The sequence below is a fragment of the Stenotrophomonas sp. P5_A9 genome, assembly GCF_056400525.1.
In genome coordinates, this window is the sequence record NZ_JBFULC010000082.1 from 1 (window position 1) to 15,406 (window position 15,406).

Annotated in this window: 15 protein-coding genes and 1 pseudogene; 10 read left to right on the top strand and 6 right to left on the bottom strand. The window is 66.3% G+C overall.

What is annotated here, in order from left to right; genetic code table 11:
- From AC1DR7_RS18400 to AC1DR7_RS18420, 5 genes and pseudogenes are all read right to left on the bottom strand, one after another.
- Positions 1–210 (bottom strand): annotated as a pseudogene (locus AC1DR7_RS18400) (DUF2058 domain-containing protein); the annotation flags it as partial.
- A gap of 10 nt (positions 211–220) precedes the next feature.
- Positions 221–460, bottom strand: coding sequence for a SlyX family protein (locus AC1DR7_RS18405; protein WP_256774567.1), 240 nt, complete (start codon positions 458–460; stop codon positions 221–223).
- Positions 453–1,802 (bottom strand): UDP-glucose dehydrogenase family protein, encoded by a 1,350-nt coding sequence (locus AC1DR7_RS18410; protein WP_256774568.1) that lies wholly within the window; start codon positions 1,800–1,802, stop codon positions 453–455. Before AC1DR7_RS18410 ends, AC1DR7_RS18405 begins: the two co-directional genes overlap by 8 nt.
- 23 nt (positions 1,803–1,825) lie before the next feature.
- Positions 1,826–2,806 (bottom strand): FKBP-type peptidyl-prolyl cis-trans isomerase N-terminal domain-containing protein, encoded by a 981-nt coding sequence (locus AC1DR7_RS18415; protein WP_478076608.1) that lies wholly within the window; start codon positions 2,804–2,806, stop codon positions 1,826–1,828.
- 84 nt (positions 2,807–2,890) lie between these two features.
- The gene (locus AC1DR7_RS18420) at positions 2,891–3,499 is read right to left on the bottom strand and encodes a glutathione peroxidase (RefSeq protein ID WP_478052200.1); all 609 of its coding nucleotides are present in this window, start codon (positions 3,497–3,499) and stop codon (positions 2,891–2,893) included.
- A 475-nt stretch (positions 3,500–3,974) separates the two neighbouring features.
- Here AC1DR7_RS18420 and AC1DR7_RS18425 point away from each other — a divergent pair, with 475 nt between their 5' ends.
- The 7 genes from AC1DR7_RS18425 (at position 3,975) to AC1DR7_RS18455 (ending at position 8,561) form a co-directional block, all read left to right on the top strand.
- Positions 3,975–4,229 (top strand): hypothetical protein, encoded by a 255-nt coding sequence (locus AC1DR7_RS18425; protein ID WP_457319869.1) that lies wholly within the window; start codon positions 3,975–3,977, stop codon positions 4,227–4,229.
- A gap of 2 nt (positions 4,230–4,231) precedes the next feature.
- Positions 4,232–4,594, top strand: a complete 363-nt coding sequence (locus tag AC1DR7_RS18430) for a GntR family transcriptional regulator (protein ID WP_478076609.1) — start codon at positions 4,232–4,234, stop codon at positions 4,592–4,594.
- Positions 4,591–5,466: an ABC transporter ATP-binding protein gene (locus AC1DR7_RS18435; protein ID WP_478076610.1), complete on the top strand. Its 876-nt coding sequence runs from the start codon at positions 4,591–4,593 to the stop codon at positions 5,464–5,466. Before AC1DR7_RS18430 ends, AC1DR7_RS18435 begins: the two co-directional genes overlap by 4 nt.
- Positions 5,463–6,491, top strand: a complete 1,029-nt coding sequence (locus tag AC1DR7_RS18440) for an ABC-2 transporter permease (RefSeq protein WP_457319872.1) — start codon at positions 5,463–5,465, stop codon at positions 6,489–6,491. The genes AC1DR7_RS18435 and AC1DR7_RS18440 overlap by 4 nt, the downstream gene beginning before the upstream one ends.
- Positions 6,492–6,526: 35 nt before the next feature.
- On the top strand, positions 6,527–7,411 hold the full coding sequence (locus AC1DR7_RS18445) for a GIN domain-containing protein (protein WP_457319874.1): 885 nt from the start codon (positions 6,527–6,529) through the stop codon (positions 7,409–7,411).
- 38 nt (positions 7,412–7,449) lie between these two features.
- The gene (locus tag AC1DR7_RS18450; RefSeq protein WP_478052239.1) at positions 7,450–8,043 is read left to right on the top strand and encodes a DUF2884 family protein; all 594 of its coding nucleotides are present in this window, start codon (positions 7,450–7,452) and stop codon (positions 8,041–8,043) included.
- Between the two features lie 92 nt (positions 8,044–8,135).
- Positions 8,136–8,561 carry a hypothetical protein gene (locus AC1DR7_RS18455; RefSeq protein ID WP_256774576.1) on the top strand — a complete coding sequence of 142 codons (426 nt, stop codon included), beginning with the start codon at positions 8,136–8,138 and terminating at the stop codon, positions 8,559–8,561.
- A 466-nt stretch (positions 8,562–9,027) separates the two neighbouring features.
- On the opposite strand, the gene AC1DR7_RS18460 is transcribed toward AC1DR7_RS18455, so the two are convergent.
- Complete coding sequence (locus AC1DR7_RS18460) at positions 9,028–10,440, bottom strand: class II fumarate hydratase (protein WP_457320359.1); 1,413 nt, start codon at positions 10,438–10,440, stop codon at positions 9,028–9,030.
- A 288-nt stretch (positions 10,441–10,728) separates the two neighbouring features.
- Between AC1DR7_RS18460 and AC1DR7_RS18465 the strand changes: the two genes are divergently transcribed.
- The 3 genes from AC1DR7_RS18465 (at position 10,729) to AC1DR7_RS18475 (ending at position 15,358) form a co-directional block, all read left to right on the top strand.
- Positions 10,729–12,051: a hemolysin family protein gene (locus tag AC1DR7_RS18465; RefSeq protein ID WP_457320357.1), complete on the top strand. Its 1,323-nt coding sequence runs from the start codon at positions 10,729–10,731 to the stop codon at positions 12,049–12,051.
- 36 nt (positions 12,052–12,087) lie between these two features.
- On the top strand, positions 12,088–13,455 hold the full coding sequence (gene purB / locus AC1DR7_RS18470; RefSeq protein ID WP_457320355.1) for an adenylosuccinate lyase: 1,368 nt from the start codon (positions 12,088–12,090) through the stop codon (positions 13,453–13,455).
- A gap of 493 nt (positions 13,456–13,948) precedes the next feature.
- Positions 13,949–15,358 (top strand): ribosomal protein uL16 3-hydroxylase, encoded by a 1,410-nt coding sequence (locus tag AC1DR7_RS18475; protein ID WP_478051900.1) that lies wholly within the window; start codon positions 13,949–13,951, stop codon positions 15,356–15,358.
- Positions 15,359–15,406 lie beyond the last annotated feature (48 nt).

A 15,406-nucleotide genomic window follows, 5' to 3' on the forward strand; every position in this document is an offset into this window, starting at 1 on the left:
GCCCTTGCCGTGCGGGGCACGACGAGCGGCGTCGCCTTCGCGCGGCGGACGCGCGGCATCGCCGGGCTTGGCCGGTGCGCGCGCGCCCTGCGGTTTGTTGCCCGGCCGGCCATCGCGGCGGGCATCAGGCTTGCGTTCGGGTTTGCGTTCGGGCTTGGGCGCGGCTTTGAAGCCGAGGCCCAGCAACTGGTCGCGGAGGGTATCGCTCATGAGTGGTCGATCAGTAATGCGGGGGCGGTGGTTCTTCGCCCGAATCGGAATACAGCGCGTTGCGGACCTTGCCCAGGTCCTCCAGCAGCAGGCGGGTCAAGTCGGCGTTGCGGCTGCCTTCGATGCGTGCATCGGCCAGCGCTTCGCTCAGCTCGGCAAGCGCCTGCTCCTGGAAGGACACGCGCATTTCCAGCTCGATCAGGCGCGCTTCCAGCGCCTGTTCACGCGATGAGGGGGTGGAATCATGCATGCAGCGAACGTCCCCGGCCAATGCCGTAGTAGGCCAGGCCCGCGGCTTCGATCTCCTGCGGGTCGTACAGATTGCGGCCGTCGAAGACCACCGCGTCGTTGAGCACCTCGCGCAACCGGGCGAAATCCGGGCTGCGGAACTGCTTCCATTCGGTCACCACGACCAGCGCATCGGCGCCGTCCAGGGCGTCGTAGGCGTTGTCGCAGAACACCAGGTCATCGCGCTCGCCGAAAATGCGGCGCGCTTCCTCGGTGGCTTCCGGATCGTAGGCACGCACGCGCGCACCGGCTTCCCACAACTGCGCCAGCAGACGCCGGCTGGACGCCTCGCGCATGTCGTCGGTGTTGGGCTTGAAGGCCAGGCCCCAGACCGCGAAGGTCTTGCCACGCACGCCTTCATCCTCGCCACGGTCGTAGTGGCGCTGGATCAGCTCGTAAAGATGCCCCTTCTGCGCCTCGTTGACCGCCTCCACCGCGTTGAGYAGCCGGGGCTCATGCCCATACTGCTGCGCGGTGCGGGCCAGCGCCTGCACGTCCTTGGGGAAACACGAGCCGCCATAACCGGCGCCCGGGTAGATGAAATGCCAGCCGATGCGCGGATCCGACCCAATGCCCTGGCGGACCTGTTCGATGTCGGCACCGACCTTCTCGGCGATGTTGGCGATTTCGTTCATGAACGAAATCTTGGTCGCCAGCATCGCGTTGGCGGCGTACTTGGTCAGCTCCGCCGAGCGCACGTCCATTTCCACCACGCGGTCGTGGTTGCGGTTGAACGGCGCGTACAGGCGGCGCATCAGCGCCACCGAATCGGGGTTGGAGGCACCCACCACGATGCGGTCCGGCCGCATGCAGTCGGCCACCGCGTCGCCCTCCTTCAGGAATTCCGGGTTGGAGACCACGTCGAACGCGATCTCAACCCCACGCGCCGCCAGTACCTCGGCAATGGCGGCACGCACCTTGTCGGCCGTGCCTACCGGCACGGTCGACTTGTTAACCACCACGGTCGGCACGGCCATGTGCGTGCCGATCGTGCGGGCCACCGCCAGCACGTACTGCAGGTCGGCGCTGCCGTCCTCGTCCGGTGGCGTGCCCACGGCGATGAAAATCACCTGGCCATGCGTGATCGCGCTGGCGGCATCGGTGGTGAAGGCCAGCCGCGATGCGGCGTGATTGGCCTTGACCATCGGCTCCAGGCCCGGTTCGTAGATCGGGATGACGCCACGGTTCAGGCCATCGACCTTGGCCTGGTCGATATCGACGCAGACCACCTGGTGGCCGACATCGGCCAGGCAGGTACCCGTGACCAGACCGACGTAACCGGTACCGAAAATCGCTACACGCATGTCCGTGGGGACTCCAGTTTCGCTTACGGCAGGACGTTGAGCAGTTCGACGTCGAAGGTCAGCGTCGCGTTCGGACCGATCGGACCGCCCGGCGTGCCCTGTTCGCCGTAGGCCAGCTCGCCCGGGATCCAGAAGCGGTACTTGGACCCGGTCGGCATCAGCGAGACGCCTTCGGACCAGCCCTTGATGACCTGGTCCAGGCCGAACTCGATCGGCTGGCCGCGCTCGTAGCTGCTGTCGAAGACGGTGCCGTCCAGCAGCTTGCCTTCGTAGTTCACGCGGACCTTGCTGGTCGGCATCGGACGCTCGCCCGACCCCGGACGCAGCACCTGGTACTGCAGGCCCGACGGGGTGGTGACTACGCCCGGCACGGTCTTGTTCTTGGCCAGGAAGGCATTGCCCTCGGTCCGGTTGGTACCGGCCTTGGCCGACGCCTGGGCCTGCATTTCAGCCTGCTTGCCGGCCATGAACCCTTCCAGCGTGGCCTTGGCCTGCTCCGGGGTCATCTTGGCGGTGCCCTTGTTGAAGGTGGTACCGATCGCGTCGAACAGCGCATCCAGGTCCAGATCGTCCTTCAGCGGCGCCAGCGACGGGCCAACGGCGTAGCTGCCCAGCATCAGGCCGACCTTTTCACGGTCCACCTTCGGCGCCGGGGTACCCGGGGCCACGCCCGGCACCGGCTGGCCACTTTTGGCGGCCATCGCCTGGCGCAGCGCGCCGTCGGTCTTCTGCGCTTCTTCCTGGCTGATCAGCGGCTGCTTGCCTTCGAAGGCATTGGTGATGGCGCGACGCAGTGCCACCAGATCGATCTCGCTGGAGATCGGGGCGAACGAGTTGGCCACATCGATGCCGATGGCGTAGCCGAGCTTTTCCCGTTGGGAGTTCAAAGCGGAGGTCTCCTTGACGGCCGCACGCGCGGCCGGTTGTTGCGACATCACGGTACCGGTGGCACCCATCGCCAGAATCAGAACCGACGCCGCGGYGCCGCGCATTCCCATCTTCATTCGCTGCTTTCCTGGAAGTGACTGGACGCCGACGTCGGCGCGAAAGCGATCATTGTCGCACGCACATGCGAGATGTCGAGGACGTCAGCGCTTTGCAGCCGTGACGGACAGCTCACGTTCGATCGCCGCGACCAGCGCCTTGTCGTCCGGCTTGACCTTGCTGGGGAACTGCCCGACTACCCGACCATCGCGCGACACCAGATATTTGTGGAAATTCCAGCCCGGCTCGACGCCGGTAGCGGCGGCCAGGCGCTGGTACAGCGGCGTAGCGTCCGGCCCGGTGACCTGCACCTTCTGGAACATCGGGAACTTGACCCCGTAGGTCAGCGTGCAGAATTCCTGGATCTGCGCCTCGCTACCCGGCTCCTGCCCCTTGAAGTCGTTGGACGGGAAGCCCAGCACCGAGAAACCGCGCGCCGCATACTTCTGCTGCAGCGCCTCGAGGCCCTCGTACTGCGGGGTGAAACCGCACTTGCTGGCCGTATTGACCACCAGCAGCACCTTGCCACCGTACTGCTTCTGCAGGTTGACGTCGGCCTTGCCTGCCAGCGGCCGATAGCTCAGGTCCAACAGGTCGGCGGCGTGGGCGCCGGCAGTGGCCAGCAGCCCGCCCAGCAGCAGCGTTGCGCCCCAGCGGCGGGCGCGACCAAGGCTGGCGCGGCGCGGGGATGGCACGGAACGGGTCTGGCGCATTGCAACACTCCACGAAAAGGGCGGACGAGGGGAAAACGTGCCTGACACGGCGGAGCAGAATGCCGTCAATGGGCCGTTTCCCACTATATCACCGGCACTTTTGCGCCTGGGCGAGCTTGCGCGCCACGCCGCGCGACAGCGCCGTGGCGGGGCCGCCTATGAGTAAAAGTGATGGTTTCGACAGGAGCAATTGACGACCTTGCCGACTTTGGCGGCGTTACTCGGCGCCTCCCCGGTCTCTCCGGCGTTCACCTGAATAGCCACATGGGCTGACCTACCATTGACCTGGCTGAATGAAGACGCACCCCTCCCCACCACAGACACCCCTTTGAATCCTTTTCCAATCAACAACTTGAGTGGACGCACCCGGCGTTGTCACACCCCTGCCATCAGTTGGGGACCACAACCTGTTGCGCTCCGGCGTGCCGGTGTTATAGTTGCATACAACACCAGTCACCTGATGCAGGGGAAGCCCATGAATCGCATGCGCCGCCACCAGTCCGCCAAAGCCGTCACCGCCGCCTCCGCGCTGCTGCTGCTCGGCTGGCTGGGTGCCCCTCCCAGCGAGGTCGGCACGACCGCCGCCTCCGGTGCGTTTGAAAGCCCGCAGGACGCAGGTGTCATCGAGGCAGGGACCGCCAACGGCGCCCCTACGCCTCCCCGCCGGCTGCACAGCTCCCTGTCCATGCCTTACTTCTCATTCGCACAGTCGCTGAACCCACGGAGCTGACCATGAGCGATATCCAATGGAGCGATGGCGCTCCGATCTACCGTCAGCTGAAGGAACGCGTGATCGCCATGATGCTTGACGGCATCATCAAGCCTGGCGACGCCCTGCCCTCGGTCCGGCAGGTTGCCGCCGAGTACCAGCTCAACCCCATCACCGTATCGCGCGCTTACCAGGAACTGGCTGACGAAGGCCTGGTCGAGAAGCGCCGCGGGCTGGGTATGTTCATGACCGAAGAAGCGGCCACGCAGCTGCGCAGCAGCGAGCGCGACCGGTTCCTCAATGAAGAATGRCCGCTGGTGCTGGAGCGCATCCAACGCCTGGGCCTGAACCTCGACGAATTGCTGCCCCAGGGGAAATCCTCATGAATGCTGTTGCAAGTGATGTCGTCATCTCCGCCCGCGGCCTGCGCAAGGCCTATAAACAGACCGTGGCGCTGGACAACACCAGCTTCACCATCGCCCCGGGCCGGATCACCGGCCTGATCGGCCCCAACGGCGCCGGCAAGACCACCCTGCTCAAGGCGCTGCTTGGCTTGACCACGGTGGAAGGCGAGCTGCAGGTGCTCGGGCTGGACCCGGCCGTGCAGCGCAACGCACTGATGAACGATGTGTGCTTCATCGCCGACGTGGCGGTGCTGCCGCGCTGGATGAAGGTGCGCGAGGCGATCGATTTCGTCGCCGGCGTGCATCCGCGCTTCGACCGTGCCCGTTGCGAACGCTTCCTGGCCTCGACCAAGCTGCAGCCCAGGCAGCGCGTGCGTGAACTGTCCAAGGGCATGATCGTGCAGCTGCACCTGGCACTGGTGATGGCCATCGACGCCAAGGTGCTGGTACTCGACGAGCCCACCCTCGGCCTGGACATCCTGTACCGCAAGGAGTTCTACCAGCGCCTGCTGGAAGATTACTTCGACGAGCAGAAGACCATCATCGTCACCACCCACCAGGTGGAAGAGATCGAGCACATCCTCACCGATGTCATGTTCATCCGCGACGGTCGCATCGTGCTGACCACCGACATGGAAGACATCGGCGACCGCTACAGCGAAGTGCTGGTGTCGGCCGATGCACTGGAGGCGGCGCGCGCGTTGCAGCCGATCGATGAGCGCGCCCTGCCGTTCGGCAAGACCGTGCTGTTGTTCGACGGGGTGCCACGCGCCCAGCTCACGCCCCTGGGCGAGATCCGCAGMCCGGGGCTGGCGGACCTGTTCGTGGCCATCATGAAGGGAACCTACGCATGAACACCGTCCACCATCCCATCAGCAAGGCCAGTACCTTCAAGTGGATGCTCAAGCGCGAATACTGGGAGAACCGCGGCGGGTTCCTGTACGCGCCGTTGATTGCCGGTGCCATTTCGCTGGTGATGAGTCTTGTCGGCATCCTGTTCGGTCTGCTGGCCATGAACCGCGCGGCCAAGGGCGGCGGCATCGTGATCGACAATGAAAACGTCAACATCAACGGCCTCGACCTCGGCCTGCTGACCCAGAAGCTCGATGCCGAGGACCTGCACAACCTGGCCAACGGGCTGGACCTGACGCTCATCCTCAGTTCGCTGTGGCCATTCATCGTGCTGGCCTTTGTGGTGTTCTTCTACTGCCTGGGCGCGCTGTATGACGACCGCCGCGACCGCAGCATCCTGTTCTGGAAGTCGCTGCCGCTGTCGGACACCCAGACCGTGCTGTCCAAGGCGCTGAGCGCACTGCTGGTGGCGCCGTTGATCGCGGTGATCGCCTCGATCCTGACCATGTTCGGTTTCCTGCTGATCATCAGTGTGGTTGTGCTCACCCATGGCGGCGACCCGATGACCCTGATCTGGGGCCCGGCCAGTCCGTTGAGCATCGTCGCCGGCCACCTGTCCTGGATTCCGGTGTACCTGCTGTGGGCGCTGCCGAGCGTGGGCTGGCTGCTGCTGTGCTCGGCCTGGGCCAAGACCAAGCCGTTCCTGTGGGCGGTCATGCTGCCGCTGTTTGCCGGCATCATCGTCAGCACCACCCACCTGATGAGTGCGTTCGACAGCACCAGCGGCTGGTTCTGGAAGAACATCGTCGGTCGCCTGCTGCTGGGCACCCTGCCGGGCAGCGATGTGTTCTACCGCGCCGACCAGCTGCGCGCGGTGATCGGTGATCGCGACAACCTGGTCGCCGCGCTGGCCCCGTCCAACCAGCTGGCCGCCCTGAGCCTGCCCGACATCTGGATCGGTGCTGCGGTCGGCGTGGTGTTCATCATCCTCGCCATCCGCCTGCGTCGCCGCGCCGGCGAAATCTGACCGACGTTCGTTCCGACATCCTCCTGGAGTCTCACATGATCCGCACCCTCGCTGTCGCTTCCCTGTTGTTGCTGCCGCTGTCTGCCTTCGCTGCCGAGCCGCAGTGCAAGTTCAACGAACCGCGCGACCTCAAGCTCGACCTGGCCGGCGCGAAGGCGGTGGTATTCGAGGTCAACCAGCACGACCTGGTGCTTACCGCCGGGCCGGGGCCGGCCCAGCTCGCCGGTCGTGCGTGTGCCTCCAACGCCGATTGGCTGCGCGAGCTGACCGTGACCCAGCAGAAGGTGGACGGCAAGCTGATCGTGCGGCTCAAGCGCGAGGTCGGGCCCGGCTTCACGTTGAGCGGCAACAGCTATGCCTACCTGGACCTGCGCGGCAGCGTGCCGGACACCCTGCTGGTGCAGTTGAAGGTCGGCTCCGGCGATGCCAGCGTCATTGGTGCCCATTCGCTCAGCGCCGATGTCGGCTCGGGCGACATCAAGCTGCAGGACATCAAGGGCCTGGTCACCGCCGCGATCGGCTCGGGTGATGTGATCCTCGATGGCGCCGGTGCGCTCAACGTGCTGTCGGTGGGTTCGGGCGATTTCAAGGCACGCAACGTGCGCGGCAATGCGAAGGTCGGCACCATCGGTTCGGGTGACCTTGAAATGGACACCGTGCAGGGCAACGTCGAACTGGGCACCATCGGCTCCGGCGATGCCGACCTGCGCCAGGTCAAGGGCAACGTAAGCATCGGCAACGTGGGTTCGGGCGATGTGGACCTGCGCGGCGTCGGCGGCAATGTCGCGGTCGAACGCCATGGTTCGGGCGATGTCACCGTGCGCGACGTTGCCGGCGACCTCACCGTGTCGCACAGCGGCAGTGGCGACGTGCGCCACAGCGGCGTCGGCGGCCGCGTGCAGCTGCCCCGCGGCAAGTGACTGTGACTTCCCCTTACTTCATCCCAAGGAATGCGCGCATGACGACCCGACTGCTGCTGCCCGCCCTGCTGCTGTGCCTGCCGCTGGCTGCCTGCGGCAACCAGGATGCCGGCAAGGCCACTCCGGCCACCACCAAGACCGCCTCGGCCACCGCCGACACCACGGTGGGCAAGACCGTGCAGGACGCCACCGACAAGGCGCGCAAGGAAATGGCCCAAGGCAACATCAAGATTTCCAACGATCAGTCCGACAAGGCCGAGATCACCCCGCAGGGCGAGCTGCTGATCAATGGCAAGACGGTTCCCACCACCGCCAACCAGCGCGCGCTGCTGCTGGATTACCGCAAGCAGGTCGAGGCGATTGCCGGCGCCGGCATGGACATCGGCGTGGCCGGCGCCAACCTTGGCGTGAAGGCGGCCGGCGAGGCGCTCAAGGGCATTTTCTCCGGGGATACCAACGGCATCGAGGAACGCGTGAATGCCGAAACCAGCAAGATCGAGGAAAAGGCCAAGCAGCTGTGCACGCTGCTGCCGGAAATGATGAACAAGCAGCAGGCACTCGCGGCCGCGCTGCCGGCCTTCAAGCCCTATGCCACGATGGACCAGAGCGACATCGACGACTGCGGCAAGTAAGCGCCGGGGCTGCGACGTTCGGTCGCAGCCGGGTCTACACGCACGGGGGAGGACTACACTAGTCCTCCCCTTTTTGCTGTGCGCTGCCTGCCATGAAAAAGCTGTGCCTGCTGCTGTTCGCCCTGTTCTGTCTGGCCGCCACCGGCTGCGATCAGGAATACCGCAACCACCGCGCCGAGCGCAGCAAGCCGAAGATCACGGTCAGCGACGGCATGCTGACGGTGCGTCGCGCGCCGGCCCCGAACATCATCGTGCTGCCCAACGGGCACATGAAGATCGACGAGATCGAGATTCCGCTCGACGCCAGCCAGCAGGCGCTGTTGCAGGGCATGTTCGGCCAGTTGCAGGTGCTGCGTCAGAACACGCTCACCGACGCCCCGCCGGACCCGGCCAAGCGTTCGGTCAAGATCCAGGTCCCCGACGGGATGCAGCCGATTCCGCCGGACCTGGTGAAGCGGATTCCGGAGTTCAAGGATTACACCGAGACGTTCGACAACCTGCAGGCCGATCGGCACTGACGATTGGCGGATCGGCGCGGGGGTCGGCGGGTCGGGCGCTGGGCCMCCATACCCTTTCCGGCGAATGTCCTCCGGCGTCGGCCTGCGGCCGCCCCCTCCCCCTTTATTTCGCCTCCAAGGGCATGGGGGCCCARCGCCCGACCCACCGACCASKGCCAGAAAAGCCTGGCTTCYACCTGCTYACCGCAAGCCGAGCCCCGTMGCGGCCGGTAGGCSCCTGGGCAAAATAAAGGAGGAGGCCGCCAGGCCGGGGGACATTTGCGCCAGGSGCCTACCGGCCGCTGCGGGGCCCTGACGCGCGCGGCACGCCCGAACGGAGACCGCCCCCGTTGCACACGTGACCCAGCCACCCCGCCATGCGCGCATCGCCGTACGCCATCTACCAGGCAACAAGACGCTGCCCTCCGTTGGCAGAAGCACAAAAAAACGGGCCTTTCGGCCCGTCTTTTTCTTCCTGACGTCCCGGTCAGCCGCCGCCGCTGCTGCCGGCGTGGATGCCGCCTGCGGTCAGTGCCGCCGGATCCAGCAGCTTGCGCAACTCGGCTTCGGACAGACCGCTGTCTTCCTTGGCCACGTCCAGCACCGGGCGCTGCTCCTTGTAGGCGCGCTTGGCGATCGCCGCCGCCTTCTCGTAGCCGATGATCGGGTTCAACGCCGTCACCAGGATCGGATTGCGGTCCAGCGCCTCGCGGACGCGGTCCTCGCGCACCTTCAGCCCTGCAATCGCCGTATCGGCCAGCAGCCGCGAAATGTTCGCCAGCAGCCCGATCCCGTCCAGCAGATTGGCCGCGATCAGCGGCAGCGTCACATTCAACTGGAAGTTGCCCGTCTGCCCCGCCACGGTGATCGCCGTGTGGTGGCCGATCACCTGCGCGCACACCATCACCGTCGCTTCGGGAATCACCGGATTGACCTTGCCCGGCATGATCGAACTGCCCGGCTGCAACGCCGGCAGTTCGATCTCGCCCAGCCCAGCCAGCGGACCGGCATTCATCCAGCGCAGGTCGTTGGCTATCTTGATCAGCGCCACCGCCAGCGCATTGAGCTGCCCGGACAGTTCCACCGCGTCATCCTGCGCGGCCAGCCCTTCGAACTTGTTCTCCGCGCTGTCGAACTTGACCCCGGTCTGCTGCTTGAGCAGCTTGGCCACGCGCTCGCCGAAGCGCGGATCGGCGTTGATCCCGGTGCCGATCGCGGTGCCGCCCAGCGGCAGCCGGCGCAGCCGCTTGAGGCTGTCTTCGATGCGCTCTTCGGCCGAGGCCAGCTGGGCCGACCATGCGCCGAATTCCTGCTCGAAGGTCAGCGGCATGGCATCCATCAGGTGCGTGCGCCCGGTCTTGACCACCTTGCGCAGCGCGCGACCGCGCTTGTCGATGGTCTTGCGCAGATGCGCCAGCGCCGGCAGCAGTTGTTCCTGCACGCCCAGCAGCGCCGACACCCGCAGTGCGGTGGGGATCACATCGTTGGAGCTCTGGCCTTGGTTGACGTGGTCATTGGGATGCACCACCACCTTGCCGGCCTTGCCCGCACGATTGGCCAGCGTGGCGATCACCTCGTTGGCATTCATGTTCGAGGACGTGCCCGAACCGGTCTGGTACACATCGATCGGAAAATGCGCGTCATGCGCACCGTGGGCGACTTCGGCCGCCGCAACTTCGATCGCCTTGCCGATGTTCTTGGGCAGATGGCCCAGCTCGACGTTGACGGATGCGGCCGCGCCCTTGACCAGGCCCAGCGCGCGGATGAACCCACGCGGCATGCGCTGCCCGGACACCGGGAAATTGTTCACCGCACGCTGCGTCTGCGCGCCCCACAACGCATCCTCGGGCACCTGCAGCTCACCCATGCTGTCGTGTTCGATCCTGAAACCCTTGCTCATTGCATCACTCCGCGTTTCTTTCGGTTTGGAAAGGGAACCTGCGGCTGGCAACGGGCCTGATTCCCTGGCTGGCGGCTCTGCGCACGATACTCCCAAGCCGCGATGAAACCCAAGACCGGGTTTGATCGGCTAGACTCAAGATTCGTGTCCATTCAGAAAGCCTGCCGCCCCCATGGGTGACGACCCCCACAGTAGTTCCTGGCGTGCCGCCGCGCATGCATCGCCGCCCGCGCTTTCGGCCGGCCTGAACCCCACTCCGCGCCTTGCAGCCACGCTGCGCGGCCGCCGATGATCGGCAACCTGCTGCTCCTGCTGCTGGCCTTCGGGCTGGTGCTGCTCAACGGCTTCTTCGTGGCCGCCGAGTTCGCGCTGGTCAAGCTGCGCCACACCCAGGCCGTGGGCCTGGCCGCCAGCCATGGCTGGCGCGGGCGCCTGCTGCTCAACGTGCATTCGCACCTGGACGCCTACCTGTCGGCCTGCCAGCTGGGCATCACCCTGTCCTCGCTGGGCCTGGGCTGGGTGGGTGAACCGGCGTTCGCGCACCTGCTGCAGCCGGTGTTCGATGCGTTGGGCCTGAGCGCGGAGGCCTCGCAGCTGACCTCCTTCATCATCGCCTTCAGCGTGATTTCGTTCCTGCACATCGTGCTGGGCGAACTGGCGCCCAAGTCGATGGCGATCCGTCGCCCGGACCGCATGTCGCTGTGGACGGCGGCGCCGCTATACCTGTTCTACTGGGCGATGTACCCGGCGATCTGGCTGCTCAACAACAGCGCCAACGCGCTGCTGCGGCTGGCCGGCTGGGGCGATGTGGAACACACCTCGCACCGTTACTCGCGCGAGGAACTCAAGCTGATCGTCGGCCGCCAGCAGCCCACGGGCAGTGCGCCGGACCACGGCCTGACGCTGATGAGCCATGCCCTGGAACTGCCCGAACTGGTCGCCGGCGACCTGATGCGCCCGCGCGACCACATGCGTTCGTTCCGCGATGGCATGGCGCTGGCCGAGGTGATGGCCGAATTCGCCGAAAGCCGCTACAGCCGCTACCCGTGGTTCGACCGTGATGGCGAAGACGTGCTGGGCATCCTGCACATGAAGGACCTGCTGGTCGAAATCGCGCGTGGCAGGCCCACCGACGACCTGCGCGCGCTGCTGCGCCCGGCCAACCTGATCGCGCTGGAAACTCCGGTCCCCAGCGTGCTCGAACGCTTCCGTACCGGCACCACGCACCTGGCGCTGTGCGTGGAGGAACATGGCCGCATCCTGGGCTTCTTCACCCTGGAGGACCTGCTGGAAGTGGTGGTCGGCGATATCGAGGACGAGCATCCGCACATCGTCAAGGACGCCCCCACCCGCGGTGCCGACGGCAGCCTGCTGGTGGCCGGTTCGACCTCGATCTTCCGCCTGGAGCGCCTGCTCGGCCACGACCTGGAGGCGCCGGAGCACCTCAATTCGGTCGGCGGGCTGATCGTCCACCAGCTGCAGCGCCTGCCCGAAGAGGGCGAGCAGCTGGCGATCGACGGGCATCAGTTCACCATCAAACGCATGGCCGGCCACCGCATCCAGGCCGTTACCGTACGCATGGCACAGGCCGAGCCGACCGGGGCAGCGTAGAATGACGGCCCCCGCCGTCATAGCCCCGCGCCTGCCATGTCCGAATTCGCCCTGCTCGCCCTGTCCCCGCTCGATGGCCGCTACGCCGGCAAGGTCGACGCGCTGCGCCCGATCTTCTCCGAATACGGCCTGATCAAGGCCCGCGTCAAGGTTGAAGTGGAGTGGCTGCTGGCGCTGGCCAACGAGGCGGGCATCGTCGAGCTGGCCCCGTTCTCGGCCGCCGCCACCGCTCGCCTGCGCGCGCTGGCCGATGACTTCGCCCCGGCCCACGCCGCGCGGGTCAAGGAAATCGAGCGCACCACCAACCACGACGTCAAGGCCGTGGAGTACTTCATCAAGGAGCAGCTCAAGGCCGACGACGAGCTGGGTCCGGCGCTGGAATTCGTGCATTTCGCGTGCACCAGCGAAGACATCAACAACCTCAGCTACGGCCTGATCCTCGAGCAGGCCCGTCGTGACGTGCTGCTGCCCGGCCTGGATGGCGTGACCGCCACCCTGCGCGCCCTGGCCCACGCCCAGGCCGACCAGCCGATGCTCTCGCGCACCCACGGCCAGACCGCCTCGCCCACCACCCTGGGCAAGGAAGTGGCCAATGTCGTGGCCCGTCTGGAGCGCCAGCGCCGCCAGATCGCCGCGGTCGAGCTGACCGGCAAGATCAACGGTGCGGTCGGCAACTACAACGCCCATGTCATCGCCTACCCGGCAGTGGACTGGCCGGCCTTCGCCAAGCGCTTCGTCGAAAGCCTGGGCCTGGTGTTCAACCCGTACACCACCCAGATCGAACCGCACGACAACGTCGCTGAAATCGGCGATGCCGCGCGCCGTGCCAACATCATCCTGATCGACCTGGCCCGCGACATCTGGGGCTACATCTCGCTGGGCTACTTCAAGCAGAAGCTCAAGGAAGGCGAAGTCGGCTCCTCGACCATGCCGCACAAGGTCAACCCGATCGACTTTGAAAACGCGGAAGGCAACTTCGGCATCGCCAACGCCCTGTTCGAGCATTTCAGCGCCAAGCTGCCGATCAGCCGCTGGCAGCGCGACCTCACCGACTCCACCGTGCTGCGCGCGGTCGGCACTGCGTTCGGCCACACCCAGGTCGGCCTGGATTCGCTGGCCAAGGGCCTGGGCAAGCTGACCGTCAATCCCGAGCGCCTGGACGCCGACCTCAACGCGTCCTGGGAAGTGCTGGCCGAAGCAGTGCAGACCGTGATGCGCCGGTACGGCCTGCCCAACCCGTACGAACAGCTCAAGGCCCTCACCCGCGGCCAGGGCATCACCGCCGAATCGATGCAGGCCTTCGTCGAATCGCTGGACCTGCCCGAAGACGCCAAACAGGGCCTGCGCGCCCTGACCCCGGGCGGCTACATCGGCCTGGCCGCCGACCTGGCCAAGGCGATCTGACGCTCGCGCTTACCGCGTGACCCCGGGAGGGACGCTGGCACCGCCGGCGTCCCTTCTTCGTTGTGGGCTACCGAGCAGCCGGGCATGGCCCGGCTCTACCGATGCTGCGGTCTTTGCACTGCGTTACCGGGCGTGGGCGCCCTGTCGGCAGTCGGTCGGGACCCGACCCCAGCAAGTGCATCGCCGCTCTACCGCCCGCCAACGCCGAACACTGTCCGGAGGTGGCCGGGCAGCCTTGCCCAGGACACGCCGTAAACCCGTCCCTGGGGGCTCGGTGTTGCCATCCATGGCAATACACGGTCCTGGGCAAGGCTGCCCGGCCACCTCACGCCCTGGACAATCGACGCGCCGCAGTTAACGTTTGCGACCAACGCCCCACTCCGCGACACCCCAACGCAGGTGCACATCCGCCCCAACCAGCGGACAATAGACCCGCTCGCGCCGGCCTACGCCGCGCCCCCGCTTTCCGTCTACACGCTCCAAGGATTCCCCCATGGCTGCCCGCAAGACCAAGACCCCCGTCATCGAAATCCAGGCCCGCCCCGGCCTCCCGCTGGGCATGCCCGCGGCCACCTTCCTGCGCGACTACTGGCAGAAGCGCCCCCTGCTCATCCGCGCCGCCTTCGCCGACTTCCAGACCCCCATCCAGCCCGAAGACCTCGCCGGCCTGGCCTGCGAAGACACCGCCCTCGCCCGCCTGATCACCCACGATCGCGCCACCGATGGCTGGAGCGTGCGCACCGGACCGTTCCAGGAAGAAGAATTCCCCGGCATGCCCGACCACGACTGGACCCTGCTCGTCCAGGACGTCGACAAATGGGATCCGGACGTGCGCGCCCTCATCGGCCATTTCGACTTCCTCCCGCGCTGGCGCATGGACGACGTCATGGTCAGCTTCGCCGCCACCGGCGGCTCGGTCGGTGCCCACGTCGACCAGTACGACGTCTTCCTCCTGCAGGCCTACGGCCACCGCCGCTGGCAGATCGACGCCAGCGAATCCAGCAAGGGCAAACGCCCCCCGCTGGACTTCCGCGACGACGTCGAACTCAAGCTCCTGCGCCGCTTCAAGCCTACCCACGACTGGGTCCTGGCGCCCGGCGACATGCTCTACCTGCCGCCCAACGTCCCGCACAACGGCGTCGCCGAAGACCCGTGCCTGACCTTCTCCTTCGGCATGCGTGCGCCGGCCTCGGCCGAGCTGATCAGCGATTACCTTGACACCCTCATCGAAGGCGCCGACGAGTCCATCCGCTACCAGGACCCGGACCTCACCGTGCCCGAGGACCCAAACGAAATCGACGTCGTGGCGATGAACCGCGTGGTCGACGCGCTCAACGCCATCCGCATGAACGATCCCGACAAGCTTGGCGACTGGTTCGGCCGCTTCATCACCACCTATCGCGCTGCCGGTGAAGTGATGCCCGGCGGTGAGCCGGTGCAGCGCGAAGAGATCGAAGCTGCGCTCGCCGCCGGCCTGGACCTGCAGCGCCATCCGTGGGCGCGCATGGCCTGGCGCCGGGCCAAGCGCGGTGCCAGCCTGTACTGCAGCGGCCTGGAATTCGCCTTGCCGGTCAAAGACGCCCAGCTCCTGGCCGCGACTGAACAGCTCGGCGCCGCGCTCTACCAGAAGCTCTCGGCCAAGGGCCGCGATGCCGTCCAGGAACTGGTCTCCGGCGGCTATTACCAGCTCTTCGACGCCCTGGCCTTCGATGACGAAGACGAATTTGACGACGAAGAAGAGGACGGCACCTTCGCCGAGGACGCCATCGTCGATGGCACCGAGGCGGTCGAGGTCGACAGCGCCCAGCCCGATGTCCACGAAGTGACCATCCACGACGACGGCATCGAAGTCATCGTCGATTTCGACGACACCGACGAGAGCGACGACGGCAAGGCGCCCTGAACATGGGCGCATCCGGCATCCAGGTCGCCGTGGTCGACTATCCCGCGC

Excerpts from the sequence above, each read along its gene's own strand:
- AC1DR7_RS18465 (WP_457320357.1), top strand. The coding sequence starts at position 10,729 with ATGATCGGCAACCTGCTGCTCCTGCTGCTGGCCTTCGGGCTGGTGCTG.
- AC1DR7_RS18440 (WP_457319872.1), top strand. The coding sequence starts at position 5,463 with ATGAACACCGTCCACCATCCCATCAGCAAGGCCAGTACCTTCAAGTGG.
- purB (WP_457320355.1), top strand. The coding sequence starts at position 12,088 with ATGTCCGAATTCGCCCTGCTCGCCCTGTCCCCGCTCGATGGCCGCTAC.
- AC1DR7_RS18420 (WP_478052200.1), bottom strand. The coding sequence starts at position 3,499 with ATGCGCCAGACCCGTTCCGTGCCATCCCCGCGCCGCGCCAGCCTTGGT.
- AC1DR7_RS18460 (WP_457320359.1), bottom strand. The coding sequence starts at position 10,440 with ATGAGCAAGGGTTTCAGGATCGAACACGACAGCATGGGTGAGCTGCAG.
- AC1DR7_RS18455 (WP_256774576.1), top strand. The coding sequence starts at position 8,136 with ATGAAAAAGCTGTGCCTGCTGCTGTTCGCCCTGTTCTGTCTGGCCGCC.
- AC1DR7_RS18475 (WP_478051900.1), top strand. The coding sequence starts at position 13,949 with ATGGCTGCCCGCAAGACCAAGACCCCCGTCATCGAAATCCAGGCCCGC.
- AC1DR7_RS18405 (WP_256774567.1), bottom strand. The coding sequence starts at position 460 with ATGCATGATTCCACCCCCTCATCGCGTGAACAGGCGCTGGAAGCGCGC.
- AC1DR7_RS18445 (WP_457319874.1), top strand. The coding sequence starts at position 6,527 with ATGATCCGCACCCTCGCTGTCGCTTCCCTGTTGTTGCTGCCGCTGTCT.
- AC1DR7_RS18425 (WP_457319869.1), top strand. The coding sequence starts at position 3,975 with ATGAATCGCATGCGCCGCCACCAGTCCGCCAAAGCCGTCACCGCCGCC.
- AC1DR7_RS18450 (WP_478052239.1), top strand. The coding sequence starts at position 7,450 with ATGACGACCCGACTGCTGCTGCCCGCCCTGCTGCTGTGCCTGCCGCTG.